Source organism: Myxococcus sp. CA023 (assembly GCF_010998615.1).
GTDB lineage: Bacteria > Myxococcota > Myxococcia > Myxococcales > Myxococcaceae > Myxococcus.
Genome location: NZ_JAAEAH010000034.1, coordinates 1 through 20,583 on the forward strand (window position 1 = coordinate 1; position 20,583 = coordinate 20,583).

At 69.6% G+C, this 20,583-nt stretch carries 17 protein-coding genes; 11 read left to right on the plus strand and 6 right to left on the minus strand.

Annotated elements, in window-relative coordinates; all coding sequences use genetic code 11:
• Positions 1-245 precede the first annotated feature (245 nt).
• The 4 genes from F8M74_RS16450 (at position 246) to F8M74_RS16465 (ending at position 4,163) form a co-directional block, all read left to right on the plus strand.
• Positions 246-1,355: a M50 family metallopeptidase gene (locus F8M74_RS16450; RefSeq protein ID WP_228559648.1), complete on the plus strand. Its 1,110-nt coding sequence runs from the start codon at positions 246-248 to the stop codon at positions 1,353-1,355.
• Positions 1,356-1,480: 125 nt separating this feature from the next.
• Positions 1,481-2,491 carry a thiamine pyrophosphate-dependent dehydrogenase E1 component subunit alpha gene (locus tag F8M74_RS16455; RefSeq protein ID WP_141258485.1) on the plus strand — a complete coding sequence of 337 codons (1,011 nt, stop codon included), beginning with the start codon at positions 1,481-1,483 and terminating at the stop codon, positions 2,489-2,491.
• Between the two features lie 3 nt (positions 2,492-2,494).
• Entirely contained in the window at positions 2,495-3,553 is a 1,059-nt protein-coding gene (locus F8M74_RS16460; RefSeq protein ID WP_141258486.1) for an alpha-ketoacid dehydrogenase subunit beta, read from the plus strand.
• Positions 3,554-3,761: 208 nt separating this feature from the next.
• On the plus strand, positions 3,762-4,163 hold the full coding sequence (locus F8M74_RS16465; protein WP_228559646.1) for a GNAT family N-acetyltransferase: 402 nt from the start codon (positions 3,762-3,764) through the stop codon (positions 4,161-4,163).
• Between the two features lie 45 nt (positions 4,164-4,208).
• On the opposite strand, the gene F8M74_RS16470 is transcribed toward F8M74_RS16465, so the two are convergent.
• A complete protein-coding gene (locus F8M74_RS16470; RefSeq protein ID WP_216608601.1) occupies positions 4,209-4,574 on the minus strand; it encodes a TIGR02266 family protein in 366 nt (121 codons plus the stop codon).
• A 208-nt stretch (positions 4,575-4,782) separates the two neighbouring features.
• Between F8M74_RS16470 and F8M74_RS16475 the strand changes: the two genes are divergently transcribed.
• Together F8M74_RS16475 and F8M74_RS16480 are read left to right on the plus strand one after the other, a co-directional pair.
• On the plus strand, positions 4,783-5,658 hold the full coding sequence (locus F8M74_RS16475) for a hypothetical protein (protein WP_141258488.1): 876 nt from the start codon (positions 4,783-4,785) through the stop codon (positions 5,656-5,658).
• A 123-nt stretch (positions 5,659-5,781) separates the two neighbouring features.
• On the plus strand, positions 5,782-7,056 hold the full coding sequence (locus F8M74_RS16480) for a GDSL-type esterase/lipase family protein (RefSeq protein ID WP_141258489.1): 1,275 nt from the start codon (positions 5,782-5,784) through the stop codon (positions 7,054-7,056).
• Between the two features lie 14 nt (positions 7,057-7,070).
• Here the strand turns inward: F8M74_RS16480 and F8M74_RS16485 are convergent, their stop codons facing one another.
• Both F8M74_RS16485 and F8M74_RS16490 read right to left on the minus strand, forming a co-directional pair.
• Positions 7,071-7,784, minus strand: coding sequence for a hypothetical protein (locus tag F8M74_RS16485; protein WP_141258490.1), 714 nt, complete (start codon positions 7,782-7,784; stop codon positions 7,071-7,073).
• 33 nt (positions 7,785-7,817) lie between these two features.
• Positions 7,818-10,487 (minus strand): phosphoenolpyruvate carboxylase, encoded by a 2,670-nt coding sequence (locus F8M74_RS16490; protein WP_141258491.1) that lies wholly within the window; start codon positions 10,485-10,487, stop codon positions 7,818-7,820.
• Positions 10,488-10,738: 251 nt separating this feature from the next.
• Between F8M74_RS16490 and F8M74_RS16495 the strand changes: the two genes are divergently transcribed.
• Positions 10,739-11,233, plus strand: coding sequence for a hypothetical protein (locus F8M74_RS16495; protein ID WP_141258492.1), 495 nt, complete (start codon positions 10,739-10,741; stop codon positions 11,231-11,233).
• A gap of 6 nt (positions 11,234-11,239) precedes the next feature.
• Here F8M74_RS16495 and F8M74_RS16500 read toward each other — a convergent pair whose 3' ends face one another.
• Positions 11,240-13,789, minus strand: a complete 2,550-nt coding sequence (locus F8M74_RS16500; protein ID WP_141258493.1) for an RNA helicase — start codon at positions 13,787-13,789, stop codon at positions 11,240-11,242.
• A gap of 220 nt (positions 13,790-14,009) precedes the next feature.
• On the opposite strand from F8M74_RS16500, the gene F8M74_RS16505 reads away from it, so the two are divergent.
• A complete protein-coding gene (locus tag F8M74_RS16505) occupies positions 14,010-14,690 on the plus strand; it encodes a hypothetical protein (protein WP_141258494.1) in 681 nt (226 codons plus the stop codon).
• Between the two features lie 194 nt (positions 14,691-14,884).
• Here the strand turns inward: F8M74_RS16505 and F8M74_RS38465 are convergent, their stop codons facing one another.
• Positions 14,885-15,019 carry a hypothetical protein gene (locus tag F8M74_RS38465; protein ID WP_255470959.1) on the minus strand — a complete coding sequence of 45 codons (135 nt, stop codon included), beginning with the start codon at positions 15,017-15,019 and terminating at the stop codon, positions 14,885-14,887.
• A gap of 168 nt (positions 15,020-15,187) precedes the next feature.
• Between F8M74_RS38465 and F8M74_RS16515 the strand changes: the two genes are divergently transcribed.
• The gene (locus F8M74_RS16515; protein ID WP_228559645.1) at positions 15,188-15,781 is read left to right on the plus strand and encodes a DUF4142 domain-containing protein; all 594 of its coding nucleotides are present in this window, start codon (positions 15,188-15,190) and stop codon (positions 15,779-15,781) included.
• Between the two features lie 130 nt (positions 15,782-15,911).
• Here the strand turns inward: F8M74_RS16515 and F8M74_RS16520 are convergent, their stop codons facing one another.
• Complete coding sequence (locus tag F8M74_RS16520; RefSeq protein ID WP_163884452.1) at positions 15,912-18,650, minus strand: bifunctional acetate--CoA ligase family protein/GNAT family N-acetyltransferase; 2,739 nt, start codon at positions 18,648-18,650, stop codon at positions 15,912-15,914.
• A 283-nt stretch (positions 18,651-18,933) separates the two neighbouring features.
• Here F8M74_RS16520 and F8M74_RS16525 point away from each other — a divergent pair, with 283 nt between their 5' ends.
• Together F8M74_RS16525 and F8M74_RS16530 are read left to right on the plus strand one after the other, a co-directional pair.
• Positions 18,934-19,551 (plus strand): DUF2378 family protein, encoded by a 618-nt coding sequence (locus F8M74_RS16525; protein WP_141258563.1) that lies wholly within the window; start codon positions 18,934-18,936, stop codon positions 19,549-19,551.
• Positions 19,552-19,744: 193 nt separating this feature from the next.
• Positions 19,745-20,539 (plus strand): DUF3014 domain-containing protein, encoded by a 795-nt coding sequence (locus F8M74_RS16530; protein ID WP_228559643.1) that lies wholly within the window; start codon positions 19,745-19,747, stop codon positions 20,537-20,539.
• Positions 20,540-20,583 lie beyond the last annotated feature (44 nt).

The following is a 20,583-nucleotide window of genomic DNA, read 5'->3' on the forward strand; positions in this document are numbered from 1 at the left end:
GCGCGGGGGAGCGCGGGGGAAACAGGGGTGTTTCGAGACTCTATCTCACTTCTCGTGCTTCGCGAGGCCCTGTCCCCACATCCACGCCGCGCCGGGGAAGACGCCACGGTCGGCATGTCACTGAAGCCATGTCATGCCAATGTCATGGCCCTGATTGGAGCCCCGCGTCATTCCCCCCGGGTCCGCCGCGCCTCTCCCCCCTTCACCGGGCACGGTGCGGGTGTGCCCGTTACAGTCGGATGTCCATGCGGCCCCACTTCCACGTGGCCGGCTTTCCCGTCCGGCTCCATCCGCTCTTCTTCCTCGTCGCATTGATGACGGGCTGGACGCTCATCACCGAGCCCGCGCGGCTCGCGTTGTGGGTGGGCATCGTCTTTGTGTCGGTACTGCTCCATGAACTGGGGCATGCGCTGGCCTTCCGCCGCTACGGCTGTCCCGCTCAAATCGAGCTGCATGGCATGGGCGGCACCACCCAGACCCACGACGCCGCGCACCTCACTCACCTGCAGTCGGCCTTCGTGAGCTTCGCCGGGCCGGGCATCGGCTTCCTGGCGGGCGGGCTCGTGTGGGGCCTGTCGCAGCTCCGTCCCCTGGGTGAGCCGGGCGGACTGGCGGACCACGGCGTGCGGCAGTTCCTGTGGGTCAACATCGGCTGGGGGCTCTTCAACCTGCTGCCCATGCAGCCGCTGGACGGTGGACATCTGCTGGCAGACCTGGTGCGCGCCCGCGGCGGCTACCGCCACGAACGGGTGGTGCTCGGCGTGGGCATCGCCACGGCGGTGGTGGTGCTGGGGCTGGCCATCTGGTCGAAGCAGTTGTGGATGGGGATGCTGGCGATGGTGCTGGGGGTGATGAACCTCGAGCAGCTCCGCCGCACGCCGAAGCGGCGCCCCTCCAAGCGGCGGTTCGCCCTCCCCCGCGTGGTCCGCAAGCCCCAGGCGGCACCGGCGGGCGCCATCTCCATCGAGCAGCTGATGGACGAGCTGCGCGGAACGCCCCGCCCCCCGGGTGCGGCCGACGCGGATGATGACCTGGAGGGCCCTCACGATCCGGCCCTGGTGGGCGAGATGCTCCTGGACAACGGGCTACCGGAGCTGGCCGTGGGCTCGCTCCAATCCGCCTTCACGCAGGCGCCCCTGCCGCGCACCGGCCATGCCCTGGTGCTGGCGCTGCTGCACACTGGGCGGCTCCAGGAACTGGCCTCGCTGCTCGACAGCTCACACGCCCGGCAGCTATCCGAGGACACGCTGGCCCTCATCTCCGAGCACGCCGGGACGGCCAGCGAGACCACACTCACCGAGCGAATTACCGCGCTGCGGCACGGGCGGACTCCTGCCACGGATGAGCCCCGCTGATTGCCGCGCCGCGCCAGAAGGTGCTCTCCGCCTGACGTCCCGACAGGCGGCCCATCAACTGCCTTGAGCGGGAGGCACGTATCCGGGTTATAGGGGCGTCCCCTCCAGCCAGAGGAAGGTCGCGCGTGTCTCGTCCCCGACTCATCAAAGAATCCTCAGAAGCGTCCGCGCCGCTCGAGCGGGAGCTGCTGGTCCGCATCCATGACCTCATGGTGAAGACGCGCGTCCTCGAGGAGCGTCTCATCCAGATGTACAAGCAGGGCCACGGATACTTCTGGATTGGCGGCCCCGGCGAGGAGGCGTTCAACGTCTCCCTGGGCCTGCTCATGAAGAAGGGCCAGGGCCCCGACTTCGACTATCTGCATGCGCACTACCGGCAGTCCGGCACCCTGCTCGCGCTGGGTGAGGAGCCCATCGGCTCCCTGCGGCAGATGAAGAACACGGCCACGGACCCGTATTCGGGCGGCCGCAACTTCGCGGGCCACTACTCCGCCCGGAAGTACAACGTGGCGCCGGTGTCCTCGCCCATCGAGGTCCAGTACGCCATCGCCCCGGGCACGGCCATGGTGCAGAAGCGCCACGGCGGTGACGGCATCACCATCGTCACCGGTGGCGACGCCGGCACGGCCGAGGGCGATTTCGCCTCGTGCCTGGTGTGGAGCAGCCGCCCCGTCAACCCACTGCCCATCCTCATCATCGTCACCAACAACAAGTGGGGCATCTCCACGGCGGCGGAGGGCCAGCACGGCGAGCAGCGCATCAGCGACCGCGGCAAGGCCTTTGGCATCCGCAGCAAGACCATCAACGGCAACGACGTCGTGGAGGCCTACACCGAGCTGCGCGAGGCCATGGCCTACGTGCGCACGGAGCGCAAGCCCTTCCTCCTGGAGGCCAACGTGTCGCGCCTCTACGGCCATTCGTCCGCCTCCGGCGCCAACTACGCGAGCAACGAGGTCGACTGCCTCACGGACTTCGAGGCGAAGCTGGAGAAGGACGGCGTCCTGACGCGAGAGCAGATGGACGCGCTGCGCAACAACTACACCGAGGAGATGGCCGCCGCCGCCCGACTGGTGCGCGACGAGCCACAGCCCGACCCGGAATCCATCTGGAAGCACATCTACGCGGAGGACAAGTAACCCATGGCGAACATGGCACAGGCCATCCGCATGGCCCTGCACTACGCCGAGGAGCACCTGGGCGTCACCGACATCTTCGGCGAGGACGTGGGCGCCCCCCTGGGCGGCGTCTTCACCTGCACGCAGGGTCTGAAGACGACGTGGAACTCTCCCCTGGACGAGCGCGGCATCATCGGCGCGGCCATGGGCATCGCCATGGCCGGCGGACGGCCGGTGGCGGAGATCCAGTTCTGCGACTACGTCTACAACACCATCGACCTGCTGAAGCTGGCGGGCAACACCTGCTGGTCCACCTTCGGTGACTGGAACCTGCCCATGGTGGTGCGCACGCCGGTGGGCAGCGGCATCCGCGGGTCCATCTACCACTCGCACTCGTTCGACGCGACGATGACCCACATCGCCGGGTGGAAGGTGGTCATGCCCTCCACGCCGCTGGACGCGTACGGGCTGCTCATCACCGCGTGCCAGGAGAAGAACCCCGTCATGTTCCTGGAGCCCAAGGCGCTCCTGCGCGTGAAGGGCGAGGAGCGGATTCCGGGCGAGCCGGATGATGACCGCGCGCTGTCGAAGCTCATCGACGCGCCGCTGGGAGACCGCTCCCAGTGGAAGCCGCAGTGGCCCGCGGGCCTGGAGGCGTACGCGGTGCCCTTCGGCAAGGGCAAGATTGTGCGCGAGGGCACGCAGCTCACCGTGGTGAGCTACGGCCGCACCCTGCCCCTGTGCGCGAAGGCCGCGGAGACGCTGGCCGCGGACGGCATCAGCGCGGAGGTCATCGACCTGCGCTCGCTGTGGCCGTACGACTGGGAGCTCATCAAGGCCTCCGTCCAGAAGACGGGCCGCGTCCTCTTCGTCAACGAGGACACCGAGGTGACGAACTTCGGAGAGCACCTGGTGCGCCGCACGGTGGAGGAGCTGTTCTACTCGCTGCTGGCCCCGCCGAGGCTGCTTGCCGGCAAGTTCCTGCCGGGCATCGGCCTGGCGGACGCGCTGGAGATGGCGTCGGTGCCGCAGCTGGGCGACATCACCACCGCCATCCGGTCGCTCGCGGGCGAGCAGCCGTAAGAGCGACACCCACAGTCGCCTGCTCGTGAGCCCCTTGTCTCACGGGAGAAGCACCCCGGGCCGCCATTCCTCTTTGGAGGGATGGCGGCCCATTCGTTAGACTCCAAAGGCTTTGTCACAGCCAATCTTCCGGACAGCCACTCCCGTCGCTGGCGCTGATGCGCCGGCCTTCCGTATCCGCCGCGCCCGCCGGGGTGACGCCGAAGCCATGGCGTCGCTCCTCAAGGAGCTGGGCTACCCCCAGGGGACGGACCAGCAGACGGTCCACTGGGTCGTCAGCCATCCGGAGATTGAAATCTTCGTGGCCGGCGACCCGCAGGACCGGCCCGTGGGCATGGTGTCCTTCTCGCACCGTCCCCAGCTCCGGCTGCGCGGACGCGTGGCCACCATCGACGAGTTGGTGGTGACGGAGACCTGGCGCCGTCGCGGCGTGGGCCGCGCGCTCATCCGGCAGATTCTGGAGCGCTGCAAGGTGCTGAGCGCGAAGCAGCTCCAGCTCGTCTCCCCCATGACGACGACGCCGGAGACGCGCAACTTCTACACGGCGTGTGGCTTCTCCGAAATCGACTCGGGCGTGTTCCGCCACGTCGATACGGAATCCCAGCGCTGACCGCGGCGAGGCGGCGGGCACCGTCATTCGCGGTGCCCCCGGCCGCTATCGCTTGAAGCTGTCCACCACGCGCTGAAGCCGGGCCCGGTCCTCGTCGCTCATGTCCGTGAAGCGCACGCCAATGGCCTCGGCCTCGTCGCGCACCCAGGCGATGACGCCGGTGAGGTGGAACTCCTCGCCTTCAATGGCCATGGACAGGCGGACGTGGGAGCCCACGTCGTAGGACTTCCGCGTCAGCAGACACAGTCCGCCCGCGGAGATGTTGATGGAGTACGCACGCAGCGCCCGCGCCGCGTCCTGCGTCTGGTTGAAGCGAACCTCGAACCGCGCCGCCACACGCTCATCCGCCCGCCGGTTCGCGTATGCGGCTGGATCCCCGTTCTCCATGTCATCCGCCGCCTTGGTTGTCATACGCACCCGATAGCCCCCACGTTCGACGCTCCTGGCGAACACCACGCTGCTTCCCACACCCACAGTTCCACAGGGTGACGCGCCAGGCCAACCTCCAGGCCCCGGGCGTCCGCCAAGTGTCCGCTGCTTTCCACGCCTGATTCAAGGGGCCCCCTCTATCGAATTCGGGTGCCTATGTCCTCGGAGACTTCCCCGGGAGAGCTCTGGAATGCGTGTGGACCGCCTCTATGTGTTGACTGGGACCCTGGCTTTGGCCCTCTGGGCCGTGGCCTGCAACGGCGGCAACGGGCCCGGCCCCGGCGACCAGGGGGACGCGGGCACCGATGGAGGCGGAACGCCCACCGTGGACGGTGGCGGGACGGACGCGGACGGCGGCGCGCGGGACTTCGCCTGCGACGTGGCTCGGCAGGAAGGCTGTGCCGACGGCCAGGACTGCTACTTCGCGGACATGGCGGACGGCGGCACCGGCAGCCGCTGCTTCGAAGCGGAGTGCGACGTGGTGGCCCAGGACTGCGCCCAGGGCCAGCGCTGCACGTATGCGATGGAGAATGACGTCACCCAGCGGCGCTGCGTGGCCCCGGGCACCGCGGACGAAGGCGCGCCCTGCACGCTGGCTCCCAGTGACGGGGGCCTGGCCTACGACACCTGCCGGCACGGATTGTTCTGCCGCGAGGCGCCTGACGGCGAAGGAAGTGGCTTCACCTGCCAGCGCCTGTGCCATGCCACGACCCAATGTGGGAACTCGAGCGAGTGCAACACCGTGCTCCGCCTGGAAGGCACCGACGAGCTGCCGCTGGTCTGCGGCCCGCCGTCCACGGCGTGCAACCCCTTTGGCGATGACTGCGAGGCTCCACTCAGCTGCTACCCGTCCACGTCCGGTCCGCTGTGCGCGGGCAGCGGCAATCGGACGGAGGGGCAGTCGTGCGACTTCAGCAATCAATGCGCGCCGGGAAGCGCGTGTGTGAATGCGGGAGGAGGCCTCACCTGTCGCCCGCTCTGTCAGCCTGGTGGCACGCCCACCTGCTCTACGAGCAACTGCCGGGCGTTGGAGGGCAACCCAGGCGTGGGGGCTTGCGTCCCCTAGACAGCAGGCCGATCGCTGTGGCGGGCGGCCAGGCAGACGAGGCTTCGGAGGCGGAGGGTTCCCAGACGGCCGGCTGGCAGGGCACGGTGTGGTGTGCATCCTGCAAAGCCGGGAGGAATGGGAATGGGAATGAAGCCGGGGTGGCGGAGGGTCGTCGTGTGCGCGAGCAGCGCGCTGCTGGCGTGTGCTGGCAGCGTGGCGGACTCACCCGACGGCGACGTGCCGCCAGACGACGACAGCCACACTTCCACGATGGAGCAGAACGCGCCGGACGCGTCACTGGAAGTCGCGCCCGTGTTGGTGCTGAACGACGGGCGGCAGGTGCAGGCCGTGCCACCCTTCGGGCCGCCGGCGACTTCGTTCCAACCGGGCTTCCATCAAGCGCTCCGCGCGTCCCACTCAGCGGGAAGCGTGACGACCTTCCGCATGCGCGTGCCGGTGGCGCGTGACGGCGGGCGCCTCCGCGTGACGTTCCGCTCGGGCGACGGAAGCATGACGCTGGTGCGTGCCACCGTGGCCCAGGCGGGCGCCAATGGAGCGCTGGCGTCCACGCCGGTGAAGCTCTTCTTCGATGGCGCGGAGGGCTTCACCGTGAACGCGCGCTCGCGGAGGACGTCGGACCCGGTGGACTTCCCGGTGACGTTCCGGGACGAGCTGGCCATCACCTTCGAGGCCCGGGGCGCGATGGCGGCCAGCGCCATCAGCGCCTTCCCAGGCAGCTTCGCGCGCGCGGGGAACCATGCGCTGGTGACCGGCGCGCTGGGCGGTACCCTGTTCGACCGCGCCATCGGCGTGGCCACCGTCGACGTGGAAGGCCCCACGGGCCGCGCCTTCGTGGCCATCGGAGACAGCATCACCGAGGGTTACATCGACACGAAGAACGACACCCGCAACGCCTGGCCCGCCAAGGTGGAGGCCGCGCTGGGCGTACCCGTGGTGAACGCGGGCGTGAGTGGCCAGGGCTTCTACGACGCGCTGGCGCTGCTCGACGGCGAGGTGCTGGTGCTCCAGGGCATCACCGACTGCATCGTCCTGCTGGGCACCAACGACCTGGGCGACAAAAACTCCCTGTCCGTCATCCAGGCGCGGATGATCACGATGCTGGGCCGGCTCGCGCCTTTCTGCCGCACCTGGGTCAGCACCCTGCTGCCCAAGGAGAAGTCGAACTACGCGCCTTACGAAGTGGTGAAAGTCCAGCGGCTGGAGGTCAACACGTGGCTCCGCGGCGGCGACGCCGGCCCGGACATCATCGACCTGGAGGCGGTGACGCGCCAGCCAGCGAACGTGCACCTGTTCCTCGACGGGCTGGAGGTGGACGGCATCCACCCCAGCGTCGAAGGCCACCGGGTGATGGCGGACGAAGTCACGCGCGTGCTGCGCGAAGAGGGCGGCCTCTAGCCGCGCCCCCGCGATCAGCCCTGGCGCGAGCCGAGCACACCGTGGAGCACCAGCAACTCCGCGAGCCCCGGCGGCGCCAGAATCCAGTCGTCCTCCGTGGGCACCCAGCGCACCGGGGCCCCGGCCCCTTCCAGCAGGCTGTTCACCTGAAGGAGCAGCGGCTCGAAGGTGGAGACGGGGGCCTCGCGGCTCCCCTCCGGTGCCGACACGTCGTGTCCACCGGGCTCCAGGTGGAAGGCGGCGCGGCCAGACTGGGGCGTCACCTCGAAACCGGGCAGGTACGGCTGCATGGCGGCCTGGAGCCGCTCCAACAGCGCACCGTCCTCGTAGGGGTGGGACAGCTCCCAGTCGAAGAAGGTGGGCAGCTGCGCGAGCAGCTCCTGGTGCAGCGGGTTGGCGCGGCTCTGCCGCCAGTGGTGCTCGGCCAGGTCATAGGCCGTGGCGGGCACGCGCAGCTCGTACTTCTCCAACTTCGCGAGCAGCTCGCCCATCCGCTCCACCAGGTCCGCGGGCGGCTCGGCGCGGGACACCCAGCCCCAGTCCGCCACCGACTGCCCGCGGCGCTGGCCTTCCACCCGGTCTCCTTCACGCAGCTGGAGCTGCGGCTCCGGGGCCTCCTCCTCCGGGTACAGCCCCGCGTGCAGCAGGGGCCCGCCCGATTCGGGCCGCAGCCGCGCAAAGCGGTGCGCCGGGTTGACCTCCACCACGCTGAACGTCTCCCTGGCCATCGCCGTCTCCTCGGATGTCCGACGTCGCGGAGCCTACCCGGTGTTGCGCATGCCGGCGGCGATGCCGTTGAGCGTGAGCAACAGTGGACGATCCACCTCCGCCTGGCCCTCGCGCTTGCGCTTGAGCAGCTCCACCTGGAGGAAGGACATGGGGTCCACATAGGGGTTGCGTAGGGAGATGCTGCGCTGGAGCTGCGGGTTGTTGTCGAGCAGCTTCGACTCGCCCGTCAGCCGCTTCACCTGCCTGCGCGTGCGCCGGTGCTCCTGCTGGATGCGCCGCCACACCGAACGGGTGGCGGGAGGCGCCAGCGACGCGTAACGCCCGGCGATGGCCACGTCCGACTTCGCCAGCACCATGGTGACGTTGTCGATGACGGCGCGGAAGAAGGGCCACTCCCGGTACATGCGCTTGAGCTGCGCCGCCCCACCCTCCTCGTTCGAGAAGGCCTCCAGCGCCGAGCCCACGCCGTACCAGCCCGGGAGGATGGCCCGGTTTTGCGTCCAGGCGAAGACCCACGGAATCGCGCGCAGCGTGTCCAGGCCTCCCGCCCTGCGCTTGCTGGGGCGCGAGCCGATGGGCAGCGACGCAATCTCCTCCACCGGCGTCGCGGCGGTGAAGAACTCCAGGAACCGCGGGTCCTCCCACACCAGGGCGCGATACGCCTTGCGCCCCGTCTCCGCCAGCGTGTCGAACACGGTACGGAAGGTGCGCTCGGCCTCGGGCTCCGGTCGCGGCTGCGCATCCAGCGTGTGCAGCAGCACGCCGCCCAGGATGAGCTCCACCGTGCGCCGCGCCAGCTCCGGGCGCGCGTACTTGTGGTCCAGCGCCTCGCCCTGCTCCGTCGCCTTGTAGCCACCCGCCACCGCGCCAGGCGGCAGCGCGAGAATCGCCTCCTGCGCGGGACCACCACCACGCGCCACGGACTCGCCGCGGCCGTGGAAGAGTCGCAGCGGGACGCCCGCCTCGCGAGACACCTCCGTGAGCGCCACCTGCGCGCGGTACAGCGCCGCGCTGGCCGCCAGGAGCCCCACCTCCTTGCCGGAGTCGCTGTAGCCCACCATCACTTCCTGGCCACCGCGCACGTCCAGGTGCTTGCGGTACTCCGCGTCCGCGAAGAGCGTGCGCAGCACGTCCGGGCCCGAGTCCAGCGCGCCCAGTTGCTCGAACAGCGGCACCACATTCACCGTGGCGCAGCCCCGCTTCTCGTCCCACAGGCCCGCGTGCTTCAAGCAGCGGAAGGCCGCGAGCACGTCCTCGGCGGTGCTGGCCATGCTGAGGATGAGCGTGCGGCACGCGGACTCACCCGACTCCGACTGGGCCTCCCTCAGCCGTGCCAGCACTTCCAGGAGCCGCGCCCCACCTTCCGTCGGCGCCGGGCCCCCGTTGAACGAGCCCGCCGCGCTCACCGCGTCCTCGGCCGGCGCGCGCACCTCCAGCTCCGCCAGTGACAGTCCCAGCGCGAGCACCCGCTCCCGGACCTGCCGCACGTCGCGAAGTCCCGCGTGCGTGCCCTTCGACGCCTCCAGCGCGCGACCCAGCACGTCCAGGTCCGCCAGCAAGGCCTCCGGCGTGCGGTAGGCGCCCTGTGGCATGGGGACGCTCGCCCCGGCGCGCTGCTGCGTCACGTAGTGGAGCGCACGGTGCAGCCGCTCCTCCATGAAGCGCAGCTTGTGCCGCAGCGGCTCGCCCGGGGTACGGGGACCGTAGCGGCGCTCGGTGTCGGGCAGCGCCTCCGCGTCCTTCGCCACCGAGCTCAGCAGCTCCTCGGACGGCTTCGCGTGACGCGCCGACTGGGACAGCCGCCCGCCCAACCGCTCCAGGTCATGCAGCAACCGCCGCAGTCCACGGGCCCGGTGCGCGCGCAGCGTGTCCGCGAACACGTCGGGCGTCACCAGCGGATTGCCATCCATGTCCCCGCCCACCCATGAGTGGATGCGCACGGGCGTGTCCACCGGCCCCAGCGGCTCGCCGTAGGCGCGCTCGAAGGCCCAGTCCAGCAGCTCGGGCAGCAGGGACAGCTCGTCGGCGAGAACCTCCTCCACGTACCAGAGGACGTTCTTCACCTCGTCACCCACGGTGGGGCGCTCGCGGCGCAGCTCATCCGTCTGCCACAGGAGGGTGATTTCCTCGCGCAGCAGCGCCAGGTTCACCGAGGACTCGCGCGGCGTCAGCTCGCAGCGGTCCCGCTCCTCTAGCAGGCCCGCCATGCGGTCGAGCTTCTCCAGCAGGGTGCGGCGCACGGCCTGCGTGGGGTGCGCGGTGAGCGTCAGCGTCACGCGCATGGTGCGCATGGCCTCGCGCACGCGCTCCGCGGGGATGCCCGCTTCCTTGAGCACGAGCAGCGTGGCCTCCAGCGAGCCGCGCTGGGGCTTGGCGGACGCGGCCTCAGCGTGGGTGCGGGCGCGGCGGATGCGGTGGTGCTGCTCCGCCAGGTTCACCAACTGGAAGTAGACGGAGAAGGCGCGCAGCACCGGCTCTGCCCGTTCCAGCGGCAGGCGTTGGAGCACCTCCGCCAGCTCGGCCGCCACCGCGCGCCGGCCGGCCACGGGGCCTCGGCGGCGCTGGATGGCGAGGCGGCGCACTTCTTCTTCCAGGTCGAAGAGCGCCTGCCCTTCCTGTTCGACGAGGACTTCTCCCAGGAGCCGGCCAAGCAGGCGGACATCCCGGCGCAGCGGCTGATCCACGGCACGCAGTCGGGCCATATGGTGCGACGGTAGCCGCTGAGCAGCGAACTGGCCCGCATTTCCGCGCGAGAAAGTGACGTGCGCCCGCGAATCACGGCGATGCGTCTGTCATTCCCGACAGACTCGGTCCCGAAACGCGCCAGCACGCGCCACCGCCCGAAAGCCACCCGACCCCGTGGCTCCAGAGCCACACACCCACCCGGTCCAGGCCTTGCACAACAGGCCTCCCGTGGGCCGCGAACGACACCGCGGCCGAGGAGCTTGTCGCCATGTGGACGATGCGGGGGTGGAAGGTGACGTTGCTGTGTGGCTGGCTGGCCGCGCCGGTGGCCATGGCCGAGACGGCGATGCTCGACGGGGTGCCCCGGGATGCGAGGGCCGCCCGTGGCGCGGAACTGCTCCCCTCAGAGCCGATGTTCCCCGACGCGGGCCCAGGCGAGGTGGACGGCCCCGTCCTTCGTTACGCGGAGCCGGTGTCCTGCCCCGCTGCGCCCGAGGGCCGGGTGTGGGTGGCGGAGACGCAGGCGTGCGACGACGCCGGCTGCGAGTCGCTCACGACGGTGTGGGCGGGCTCGTGGACCGTCGAGGACGCAGGGCTGGAAGTGCGCTGTGAGACGGACCGCGTGGTGCTGGCCGCGGGCGAATGGCGGATGGTGCTCACGCCAGGCGCGGGCGGCGGGCTGGAGGTGAGTGAGCTGACGCCGCCGGAGCCCGAGTCGCTGTCGGCGGCGCGTCCCTCGGAGACACCGGCCTCCGAGGACTGAGCCGGGCTACACGCCGATGCGGCGGAGCATCAGGATGGGGCCTTCATCCAGGCGCCTGTCCCGCAGGTCGATCTCGCAGTCGATCATCCAGTCGCCGTGCCCTTCCGGGTCGATGATGCGCTGCTGGGTCTCCCACAGCCGCGTGCCTGACTCCTTCAAGAAGGTGTTGGCGGGCTTGCGTGCCTGGGGTGTGAGCACCACGACCTTGTGCTCCTCGAAGTACGGCGCCATGGCCTGCTCCAGCTTGGGGGCCGTCCATTCGCCCAGCGCGTTGTCCAGCATGGCCAACGCGTCCATGTAGCGCTTCTGGCCCAGCGCCTTGAGCAGCCGGTGCAGCTCCTCGCGCACCCGCGCGGCGAAGGCCTTCGGGTCGTCGGTGAGCTCCTTCGGCTTGAGCTCCACCACCGGCTTCGCCTCGACGGCGGCGTCCGGGTTGCGCATGCGCTCCCACTCATCCAGCAGGCTGGAGTCCACCTGCCGGAGCGTGGCGCGCAGGTGGTCGATGAAGTCCTCCACCTCCTCCGTGCGGAAGCGCTCCGGCACCGTCTGCACCAGCGTCTTGTACGTGTCATTCACGTACCGCAGCAGCACGCCCTCGCTGCGCTGCAGGCCGTAATCACGGATGTAGTCCGGGAAGGACATGAACCGCTCGAACATGTCCCGGACAATGGACTTGGGCCGGATGTTCTCCTCGCCCACCCACGGGTGCTTCTGCGCGAACTTGTTGAAGGTGCCGTAGATGAAGTCGCGGTTGGGCTTGGGCCACTCGAGCTTCTCGAGCTCCGCCATGCGGTCGTCGTACTCCACGCCCTGCGCCTTCAGCTCGTTGATCTTCTCGCCCTTGAGCTGGTTGAGCTGCGCGTAGAGCACCACGTCCGGGTTCTCCAGGATGGCCTCCACCAGCGACACCACGTCGAGCGCGTACGTGTCCGTGGTCGGATCCAACAGCTCCAACGTGTCGAGCAGGTACAGCGACAGCGTGTGGTTGAGGCTGAAGTCGTGCTGCATCTCCCCCGCCACCTTCACCGTGGCGCCCGAGCCACCCTGCCCCTTCTCCACCTCGAGGATTTCCGCGTCGCGCAGCGTGCGGAAGTCGCGCGCGGCCTCCTTGAGGTGCCGGCGCTTGAGGTAGTCCGAGTCGTGGCTGCGCTGCACCAGCGTCACCAGCCGCTTGTACCCGCCGTTGCCTTCCGTCTGGTGGTCGCTCTGGAGCAGGTTGAGAATCATGCCGTGCGACACCGCGAAGCGGGACTCCAGCGGCTCCGGCATGCCGCTCTGGAGCCGCTCGAAGGTGCTCCGGTCGTACTGCACGAAGTTCTTCTGCGGCGGCTTGGCCTTGGGCGTCTTCTTCTTACCCGCGGCCTCCTTGGCGGCCAGCTTGATGTTCTCGATGACGTACTCGGGCGCCTGGGCCACCACGCTGCCCTGGGTGTCGAAGCCCTTGCGGCCCGCGCGGCCGGCGATCTGCTGGAAGTCGCGCACGCTCAGCGTGGTCAGCTTCTCGCCGTTGAACTTGAAGAGCTGCGTGAAGAGCACCGTGCGGATGGGGATGTTGACGCCCACGCCCAGCGTGTCCGTGCCGCTGATGACCTTGAGGTGTCCGTGCTGGGCCAGCTTCTCCACCAGCAGGCGGTACTTGGGCAGCAGGCCGGCGTGGTGCATGCCGATGCCGTGGCGCAGGAAGCGCTGGAACTCCTTGCCGTAGGGCGTGTCGAAGGGCGCGTCCTGGAGCGCCAGCCGGATGGCCTCCTTCTCCTCCTTGGTGGAGAAGTCCACGCTCATCAGGTTCTGCGCCTGCTCGGCGGCGGTGCGCTGGGTGAAGTTGACCAGGTAGATGGGGTACTTCCCACGAGCAATCAGGTCTTCAATCGTCTCGTGCAGCGGCGACTCGCGGTAGTCGAAGTCCAGCGGCACGGGGCGCTCGGCGCTGCGCACGGTGGCCACTTCCCGGCCGGTGAGCTTCGCCAGGCTCTCCTCGATGACGTGCGTTGGGCCCAGCGTGGCGGACATCAGCAGGAAGGTGGTGTCCGGCAGCGCGATGAGCGGCAACTGCCAGGCCACGCCGCGCTCGCGGTCCGAGTAGTAGTGGAACTCGTCCATGACGACGTAGTCCACGCGGGCGCTCGCGTCGCGCAGGGCCAGGTTGGCGAGGATTTCGGCGGTGCAGCAGATGATGGGCGCGTCGCGGTTGATGCTCGCGTCGCCGGTGAGCATGCCCACGTTCTCCGCGCCGAAGGCGTCGCAGAGGGCGAAGAACTTCTCGTTCACCAGGGCCTTGATGGGGCAGGTGTAGAAGGAGACCTTCCCCTCCGCCATGGCCTTGAAGTGGAGCGCCGTCGCCACCAGCGACTTGCCGGAGCCGGTGGGCGTCTTGAGGAACAGGTGCTTGCCCGCCAGCAGCTCCAGGATGGCCTCTTCCTGGGCCGAATAGAGGCTCAAGCCATTGGCCGCCACGTAGCCGACGAAGCGGTTGAGGATTTCATCCGCGTCCAGGGGCGGTTCGCCCTTCTTGGGGAGCAGTGCGGCGAGCGGAGCTTGGGTTTCAGAGGTGGCCATCACCCGTGGACAATAGGCGGCGCGCCCGGCCCCTACCGGGAAAATCGCAATCGGCGGCACGGGGCGTGACGGCAGGCGCCCCCTTCCCGCTCGGAAGGGCCGGGGGAAGGCCCCCTGGAGGCGTGTCCGCGAGGCCCCGGGCGCAAGGTCCGGGGGCGCGATACCCGGGCCCCGGCCCGCTCCGTACCGTTGCCCATGGACTGAAGGTCAGGGGGTGGGGATGCGGAGAACCGTCAGACAGAAGATGACGCGCCTCAAGCGTGCGGCGCTGCTGGGAGGTCTGGCTTCCGCGCCCTGCCTCTGGAGCGGCTGTGAGCAGCGACGGGGCCCCACGGTGAACGCGGCCGATGTTGCCGAGGCCCCGGGTGTCGCGGGGCTGGAAGGCGGTCCCTCCACCACCACGATTCCAACGGCTGACGGCGGGAATGCTGGCGCAGGGCCGGGCCAGACGCCAGGCCACGCCGACACCGGCACGGGTGGCGCGGGAGCCCACGGCGGGACCGGCAGCCGGAGCGAGACTCCAGGCGCGAGCGCATACACACCCGGCCGCGGCCCGCGGGACAGCGGCAACTGGACCGGTGGTGGCAGCGGCCCGCACGATAGCGGCAGCCGGACCGGTGGTGGCAGCGGCGCTGGCCGAGGTGGCTTCGGAGGCGGGGGCAGCCTCACGGGTGGCCACAGCGCCACCGGTGGGGACAGCCTGTCGAGCGGAAACAGCGTGACGGGGGGCGGCAGCAGCACCGGTCACGGCGGCAGCGGAGTCATCTCCGGCGGCAGTGGCTCGGGTGGAGGCACGGGCTTGCGCGGCGGAGGAAGCAGCGCGGGTGGCTCGTCCTCGGAAAGAGGAGGGCTGGATAGCACCCGTGGCGGCAACAGCACGTCCGGCGACGGCAGCGACTAGGGAGTCTCGCGGTCCGGTGGGCTGCTGGGGCTCTGACGCCGCCTCACGCGGCGCACCTCACCGCCACGCGCGTTGCAATCGCTCTGGAGGAACGGCCGGAGCGTGTGTCGCCTGGGCCCGACACGCCTCGAAACACAAACGGGATGAGCGGACCGTTCCACCCATCCCGAGCGCTCAAACCCAGATGACGCGGCCTACCGCGTCGGCTGCATCGCCTGGATGACCGGGGCCTGCGCCCCCTGCTGCCTGATGTCCTCCAGCACGTCGTTCATCGACGCCATCAGCGCATGCGGCCCGGTGCCCATCCATGTCCCGGCTGCCTGGAGCATGGCCTCGATGCCGCCGCGCGCCCCCCCGATGACCCGGCCGCCTCGGACCGCCCCCCCGTCCACCAAAGCGTTGTCGCGTGCACATCTCGCTCGTGCTTCCCGGCCATGGCGGTGTGCTTTTCAACTGCCCAACTTTCAGCTGAACAGCAGTTGAGGGGGACAATAGTCATGCGAATCACACGAGCGATGTTGGGTGTGGCGATGGTGGGGACGGCCGTGATGTTCGCCGGCTGCGGAGAGAGCAGCGCCAGCGATAACACGCTGGGGCCCCAGCAGGCGGCCGCGGACCATCCAGTGACGCTCACGGACGGCCAGATTCTGGGCGTGCTCCTGGTGGCCAACGCGGGCGAGGTGATTCTGGGCCAGGTGGGACAGGCGCAGGCCACCGACCCGACGGCACGTGACTACAACGCACGCATGGTCACCATGCACTCAGAGGTCATCCAGCGCCTGGAGCAGCTGGCCATGGCCCAGGGCATCGCGCCCGCGGAGAGCCCGGTGTCTGAGCACCTCCATCAGACGGTGGAGAAGACCATCGACCTGCTGAGCACCATGAAGGCCCCTGCCTTCGACCTGTCGGTGATGGATGCGCAAGTCGCCGCCCATGCCGGTACCGCCCTGCTGGGGGATTCTCTGCTCGCGCTGCAAGTGCAGAACCCGGCGCTCAAGGAAGAGCTGATGGCGATTCGGAAGACGGTCCAGGCCCACCTCCAGGAGGCCTCGAACATCCAGACCACGCTCTACAACGCGAAGCAGCCGTAGCCGCCACGTGCAGCCGTCCGCCCGGGAGTCGCAGCCCCGAGCGTGACGGCGCTTCGCGCGTGGCGGCTTCCTGACAATGCCCCCTGTCCCTGGGGGCGATGGCATGGTGAACGCCCGACTCCAGCGCGCGTCAAAGCACCTTCACGGCCTTCACCATGTCCGGCGACAGCTCCTCGTGCTGGAGGATGGAGAAGCCCAGCTTCCGGCTGATGGTCTGCATGGCGCGGTTACCCGCGAGGATGTCCGCGACGATGCGCTCCATGCCCCAGTCCCGGCCGATCTCCACCAGTCGCTTCAGCATCTCCGCGCCCAGCCCCTGCCGCTGCACCGGGTCGCTGATGAGGATGGCGAACTCCGCGTCGCGCGTGCCTCGCAGCCGCGTGAGCCGGCCCACGCCGAGCAACTCTCCATCCTTGCGCTCCGCCACCAGCGCCATCTCTCGCGCGTAGTCGTTGAAGCAGATGCGGGACAACCGCGCGTGCGCCACGCGCGTGCTCAGTTGCATCAACCCCGCGTAGCGCAGGAACACCGTCTGCTCCGACAGCGTGCGGTGGAACTCCGCCATCTTTGGCTCGTCCTCCGGGCGGATGGGCCGCAGCAGAATCTCCTCTCCGTTGCGCAATCGGTAGGGCGCAACGTACTGGTTCGGGTACGGCTCGATGGCCAGCTTCGGCAGCTCCGCCTCCGTCACCGAGACCGGGTGCAGCACCACGCGCGCGTCCAGGGCCAGCAGCCGCTCGGGCGAGGCCAGCAGCGGGTTGATGTCCACCTCCTTCACGAAGCGCTGCTCCGCCACCAACTGGCTGAAGCGCACCATGAGCTGCTCCAGCGCCTTCAGGTCCACCGGCGGGCGGCCCCGGACGCCCTTCAACGCCTCGTAGATGCGCGTCTGCTCCATCATCCGCCGCGCCAGCGTGGTGTTCAGCGGCGGCAGCCCCAGCGCCCGGTCCCTGAACACCTCCACCAACGTCCCGCCCGCGCCGAAGAGCAGCACCGGACCGAACTGCGCGTCCACGCTGCTGCCCACGATGAGTTCATAGCCATCCAGCCGCACCATGGGCTGCACGGTGACGCCGTCGAACGCGGGCCCCTGCCCCATCGTCTCCAGCCGCGTCCGGATGTCCCGGAAGGCGGCGCGCACGGCCTCCGCATCCGGAAGGTTCAGCCGCACGCCGCCCACGTCGGTCTTGTGCGTCACCGTGAGCGAGTGGAGCTTCACCACCACCGGGAAGCCCAGGGCCGCGGCCTCCGCCACCGCGGCGTCCTCCGTCACCGCCAGCCGCGTCTCCACGGTGGGGATGCCATACGCGGCGAGCAGCTTCTTGGACTCGTACTCCGTCAGCAGCGTCCGCCCTTCCGCGCGTGCTGACTCCACCCACCGGCGCACTTCGTCCCGGGCGCTGCTCACCGTCTGTGCCAACGCGGGCGTCTCATAGAGGCCCGCCAGGTTGTACGTGTAGCGCCACATGTAATTGAAGATGCGCGCCGCCGTGTCCGGATAGCCGAAGGTGGGGATGCCCGCATCGTTGAGGATGCGCTCCCCGGCCGCGACCTCCGAGCCGCCCATCCAACTGGCCAGAACCGGCTTGCCATGCAGCTTCGCGTAGGGCTTGAGACGGTCCGCCGTCTGCGTGGGCTCCGTCATGTCCTGCGGCGTGAGGATGACGAGCAGCCCGTCACTGCCTTCGTCCTGGCCGGTGACTTCCAGCGCCTTCGCGAAGCGCTCCGGGTCCGCGTCTCCCAGGATGTCCACCGGGTTGCCGTGACTCCACTGCGTCGGCAGGAAGGCGTCCAGGGCCTTGAGCGTGGACGCGCTGAGCGTGGCCAGCTCGCCGCCCCCAGACACCAGCGCGTCCGTGGCCAGCACCCCGGGGCCGCCCGCGTTCGTGAGCACCGTGAGGCGCCGGCCCGCGGGGCGCGGCTGCCGGGCCAGCGTCTCCGCCATGTAGAAGAGGTCGGCGATGGAATCCACGCGCAGCACGCCGGTGCGACGGAAGGCGGCGCTGAGCACCTCGTCACTGCCCGTCAGCGAGCCCGTGTGGGACGCCGCCGCCTGCGCGGCCTGCGCCGTGCGGCCAGCCTTGATGACGATGATGGGCTTGGTGAGCGCCACCTCGCGCGCCGCGGAGAGGAAGGCCCGCGCGTCGCCAATGGACTCCATGTACAGCAGGATGGAGCGCGTCATCGGGTCGTCGGCCAGGAAGTCGATGAGGTCGCCCCAGCCCACGTCCAGCATCGAGCCCACCGACACGAAGGCGCTGAAGCCCACCGCCTCGCGCAGGCTCCAGTCGAGGATGGAGGTCAGCAGCGCGCCGCTCTGGCTGATGAAGGCCACGTTGCCCGGCCGGGCCATGGCGCCGGCGAACGTCGCGTTGAAGCCGCTGGGCGGGCGCATCACCCCCAGGCAGTTGGGGCCGATGATGCGCACCTGGGCCGCCTGCGCAATGCGGAGGATCTCCTGCTCCAGGCGCTCCCCCTCCGCCCCAATCTCCTTGAAGCCCGCGGAGAGGATGATGGCGCCCCGGATGCCCAGCTCCGCGCACTCCTGGATGACGCCGGGCACCGCTTGCGCGGGCGTGACGACGATGGCCAGGTCCACCCGCTCCGGCAAGGCCCCCAGGGACGGCCAGGCCTTGATGCCCAGCACGTTGGGCCGCTTCGGGTTGATGGGGTAGACGGTGCCGCCAAAGGGGTTGCTGATGAGGTTCCACAACACGGTGCGCCCCACGCTGCCGGGCCGCTCGGTGGCCCCGACGACGGCCACGCTGCGCGGCGCGAAGAGGACGTCCAGCGGCAGCCGCGTTCGCTGCTGGTGGAGCACGTTGTAGGACGGGTCCGTCTTCGAGGTACCAGGGGTGCGCGTGTCCATGGCCTCCGTCATTGTGGCCGGGCTCGCCAGGGCGCAATGGCCTTCTCGTGCCTGCCCCGTGAACGCCCCCCTCCCAGGTCCTCGCATGAATAGGATAGAACTGAAATAACTGCACTCCCCGCCAAGGAACCAGGAGGTGCGCCCTGCGCATGTCACTCACATGTCGCTCTGACAGCCAGTACGTGACGCAGGCAGTTCTGACACTCGCTGACAGTTTCACTGAACGAAATTTCACCGGTGGGCAAGCATCCCACGGCCCGCCCGGTGTATACGGGGCGCCTCTATGACTCCTTCCGAGAAGCTTGTTTTCACCCAGACCGTCGAGGCGCTCTTCGTGCGCGCCCTCGAGAACCGCCTCACCCCGGCGTGCCGTGAGCACCTGCGCCGGGCGGGGTTGGAGCTCGACCAGAAATTGGAGCGGGCCTACACCCTGGAGCAGTGGAAGGAGTTCCTCCGAATCGCCGCCGGCCACGTCTACGGCGGCGTCCCCGCCGAGGCGGCCTACTACTCGCTGGGCGAGCGGTTCATGGACGCGTACTTCGGCACCTTCTTCGGCCGGGCCCTGCTGGGTGTCGTCCGGCTGGCCGGGCCCCGGCGGATGCTGCTTCGCGCAGGCATGGGTTTTCGCGCCGGCAACAACTTCAGTGTGGTCGAAATCGTCGAGCGGACTCCCACTTCAGTGGAGCTGCGGATGAATGACGTGCTGGCGGACCTGCCCACCTTCTCCGCGGGCCTGCTGGCGCGCGCGGTGGAGCTGTGCGGTGGGTGGCGGGTGGTCAGCATCCCCGAGGAGTTCGACGGCACCGCGGCCACCTTCCACATCCGCTGGTCCGAGGCCCCAGCCGAGGCCGCCCTCACCGCCACGGATGACGACTCGGGCGCGTCCCGGCCTCGCGCATAGCAATCCCCTGCGCGCCCCGTGGCGCTTCGCCACGGGATGCCGCGCAGCACGCCACGCTCGCAAGGCAGCCGAGCGTGGCCACGGGGCCACACGGCGGCCTGCGTCTCAGAGGGAAACGCGCGGCTTCACGGCGGCGCGGACCTGCTGGCATCGCGGCTGCAATCCCATGCGGCATCCCTCGGAGGATGGACGCATGAGCAACCCTGAAGTGGTGACGAAGTCCCAGCGCCGGATGCACTGGGGCGTGGGCGTGGCGGCGCTGGTGATGCTGTTCGCGGGCGTGGGCACGTGGCTGGTGCTGCGCCAGTCGGCGACAGAGCTGCCGCACCCGTCCATGGCGGTCATCCCCAAGCCGTCCCACCCCGGATTGGCGCCGCGCGCGGAGCCGCCGCTGCCCTCCTCCGCGGAGATGGACGCGCTGCTGCGAACACGGCTCGCTGGGGCGTCGCTCATGCCGGAGTTCGCCACGTGGCTGAAGGAGCAGGACCTGCTGCGCCGCTTCGTCACCGTCGTGGACAACGTGGCCCATGGTGACAGCCCCCGCGAGGCGGTGCGCTTCCTCGCTCCGGCCGGCACCTTCGAGGCACGCCGCAAGGCCGGCAAGCTCGTCATCGAAAGGCAGAGCTACGCGCGCTACGACGTCATCGGCAAGGTGGTGGGCTCGCTCGACATGGGCGTGCTGGTATCCACCTACCGCGAGGTGCGTCACCTGGCCGAGCGCCTCCACAAGGAGACGGCTCGCCCCGGAAGCACCTTCGACGCCTCGCTCCACCTCGCCTTCGAGCAGGTGCTCGCCGTCCCTGTCATCGACGGTGACGTCGAGGTGGTCCCCAAGGGCGCGATGTTCGTCTACGCCGACCCGAAGCTCGAAGGGCTGACGGCCGCGCAGAAGCACCTGCTGCGGATGGGGCCGCAGAACCTCCGCCGCATCCAGGACAAGGTCCGCGAGGCGTCCCAGCAGCTCACCCAGCAGGCGTCCCGCCGCTGAAGCGGTCACCGGCCCTGGCAGGATGCAACGGGGGCCATGCAGAT